This is a genomic window from Mesorhizobium sp. M7A.F.Ca.CA.004.06.1.1 (assembly GCF_003999135.1).
Classification (GTDB): domain Bacteria; phylum Pseudomonadota; class Alphaproteobacteria; order Rhizobiales; family Rhizobiaceae; genus Mesorhizobium.
Genome location: NZ_RZPQ01000742.1, coordinates 1 through 2916, shown reverse-complemented (window position 1 = coordinate 2916; position 2916 = coordinate 1). Strand labels below are relative to the sequence as shown.

Below are 2916 nucleotides of genomic sequence, written 5' to 3'. Positions count from 1 at the left end.
GCTAACGTCTTGTTTCGAGCAATCGCTGGGTTTATTTGAAGGGATATGTTTCGAGCCTGACTCCCACAGGCGGGAAAGGATATTCCATGAGCGGTATCAACGACTACATCGACAATGAAGTGAAGGGCAACGACGTCGTCCTTTTCATGAAGGGCACGCCCGGTTTCCCGCAATGCGGATTTTCCGGCCAGGTTGTCCAGATCCTCGACTATATCGGCGCCGACTACAAAGGCGTGAACGTCCTGGACTCGGCCGAACTGCGCCAGGGCATCAAGGAATACTCCAACTGGCCGACGATCCCGCAGCTCTACGTCAAGGGCGAATTCGTCGGCGGCTGCGATATCATCCGCGAGATGTTCCAGGCCGGTGAGTTGCAGACATTCCTCGTCGAGAAGGGCGTCAGCGTCAAAGGCGCCGCCTGATTTCTGTTTTGTGCATGCCCGAAAATCGACGTTGATTTTGGGCATCGAGCACCAGGCACCCGGGGCAGCCCCACCTCGGCAATTTTCATGTCCTGAACCCAGGACCAGGACGAGCCAATGCGCCGGCCCGCCGGCGCATTTTCGTTTGAAAGATCGGACTTGCCGTGGACCAGCCAAAACCAGCGCCGCAATCGGCAAGCAAACTGCCCATTCCGCGCTGGGAGTTCATCGCCCTGTGCGCGGCGCTGATGGCGCTGAACTCGCTGGCCATCGACATCATGCTGCCGGCGCTGCAGCAGATCGGCGCCACGCTCGGCGTCGAAAATGAAAACCACCGGCAGTACGTCATAACGGCCTACATTCTGGGCTTCGGCGGCGGACAGTTGTTCTTCGGGCCGATCTCGGATCGCTTCGGGCGTCGCGCACCACTGGTCGCCGGGCTGGTGATCTATGTCGCCGCGGCCGCGGCTGCCGCCATTGCGCCAAGCTTTGAGACACTTCTGCTGTGCCGGGCCGTGCAAGGCATTGGTGCGGCCGCCACCCGCGTCATCGCCGTATCGATCGTGCGCGATACGTTCGACGGCCGGCGCATGGCCGAGGTGATGTCGCTGATCTTCATGGTGTTCATGGCGATACCGGTCATTGCTCCCGGCATCGGCCAGTTCATCATGCTGTTTGCGACCTGGCATTGGATCTTCGTCACCATGGCCGTCGGTGCGCTCCTCGTCTCGGCCTGGTCGCTGCTGCGCCTTCCTGAAACGCTGCATCCCGAACATCGCCGGCCGTTGACACTCAACTCCATTGTCGGCGGGTTTCGCATCGTGCTCACCAACCGCATTGCGATCTGCTATGCCTTCGCCAGCACCTTCATCTTCGGCGCCATGTTCGGCTTCATCGCTTCGGCGCAGCAGATCTATGTCGACATCTTCCATGTCGGCGAGATGTTCCCGGTCATCTTCGCAGGCGTCGCGGGCGTGCTCGCCTTCTCCAACTTTCTGAATTCGCGCCTTGTCGGCCGCATCGGCATGCGCCGCCTGTCGCAGAGCGCGCTGCTGCTGTTCCTGGTCATCAGCCTTGCCTGGCTGATCGTTTCGCTGGAAATGAAGATGCCGCTCTGGCTGTTCATCACCTTCTTTGCCTGCGCCATGCTTCCGTTCGGTGCGCTGGGCGCGAACTTCAACGCGCTGGCCATGGAGCCGCTCGGGCAACTGGCCGGCACGGCGTCGTCGATCCTCGGTTTCATGCAGACGTTTCTCGGCGGCATTCTCGGCACGCTGATCGGCCAGGCCTTCAATGGCACGGTGACGCCGCTGGCCGCCGGCTTCTGCAGCGTGTCGATCGCGGCGCTGCTGATGATCTTCATCGCCGAGCGCGGCAAGATGTTCCAGCCGCAGAACGCGCCCGTTTCAGGGCACATCACCGACTTGCATTAGGATGCACCCTCAAGGGCTGCCGTGAACCGAGGGGCGAGCATACGCCCCGCGATTGCTTCACCCATGCTGTCCGAAAAGGGCAATGGCAGAGCATCATCGAGTGCCCTGAGAATGGATGCCACGAAGGCACGGCTGCGCTGGGCATCGGTTCCCAGATCGGCATATGTGGCGCGAGGCTTGCCGATCAGTGTGCCGTTGCGGCGAAGCGAGAACCGCAGGGTCAGGGACATGCCCGCGGTTCCGGGTGGCGGTTTCCAGCAGGCATAGATAGCGTCCGACATCTCCCTTATCGTATCGACAGGATCGGAACTGCGACAACTGCGCTCCTGCGATCTTGCTTCCTGGGAACTGGTAGACAGAGCGGCGGCAAGAGCCGCGGCGACAAATGCGAACCGGGGTTTCATTCGAGAGCCTCCGGATTTGCGTGAAATTGCACCGCTCCTTCGGCTAACGCAGGAATCGTTCCTATTGCGCCCAAAGCTCGCGACGCAATTCGTGCCAGCTTTCCTGGTCTGGCGCGACAAGCAGGCCGCCGCCGAGATGCGAGGGCAGATAGGTGCTGCCGTCGAAGCGCGCGGCATGGCCGCCGGCCTCGGCATGGATCAGCACGCCGGCCAGATGATCCCACGGCATCAGCTTGTTGTAGACCACGAAGTGGGCATGGCCGCTCGCCAGCAGGCGGTATTCGTGCGCGGCGCAGCGATAGGCGAATTGCGACAGGATCTTCGTCTGGTTGCGCGCCAGCCGCGACCGCTCCGGTTCGGGCATATATTGCCAGGAGACCGAGCCGGTCATTTCCGAGATCGGCGCGGGTGCCGCGACATGCACCTTCTCCAGGCTGCCATGCGCATGCCGGATATGGCTGCCGGCGCCCCTGGCGCCAATCAGCCAGTCCTTGCCGACGGGATCGTGGATGATGCCGGCAACCGTCTCGCCCTGGACCACGACCGCCAGCATGACGCCGAACAAAGGCACGCCGGAGGCGAAGTTGAAAGTGCCGTCGACCGGATCGATGACGAAGGCCAGATCGGCATCGCCCAAGCCATCGAGCAGTGCCGGAT

4 protein-coding genes are annotated in these 2916 nt (G+C 61.9%); 2 read left to right on the top strand and 2 right to left on the bottom strand.

Features of this window, described 5'->3' with window-relative positions; all coding sequences use genetic code 11:
- Window positions 1-86: 86 nt before the first annotated feature.
- Window positions 87-422, top strand: coding sequence for a Grx4 family monothiol glutaredoxin (grxD, locus tag EN906_RS29360; protein ID WP_006332883.1), 336 nt, complete (start codon window positions 87-89; stop codon window positions 420-422).
- Between the two features lie 209 nt (window positions 423-631).
- Complete coding sequence (locus tag EN906_RS29355; RefSeq protein ID WP_164748976.1) at window positions 632-1855, top strand: multidrug effflux MFS transporter; 1224 nt, start codon at window positions 632-634, stop codon at window positions 1853-1855.
- On the opposite strand, the gene EN906_RS38555 is transcribed toward EN906_RS29355, so the two are convergent.
- Both EN906_RS38555 and EN906_RS29345 read right to left on the bottom strand, forming a co-directional pair.
- Window positions 1852-2085, bottom strand: a complete 234-nt coding sequence (locus EN906_RS38555; protein WP_236382783.1) for a hypothetical protein — start codon at window positions 2083-2085, stop codon at window positions 1852-1854. The genes EN906_RS29355 and EN906_RS38555 overlap by 4 nt on opposite strands.
- 235 nt (window positions 2086-2320) lie before the next feature.
- On the bottom strand, window positions 2321-2916 hold a 596-nt coding region (locus EN906_RS29345; RefSeq protein ID WP_164777445.1), incomplete at its 5' end, for an inositol monophosphatase.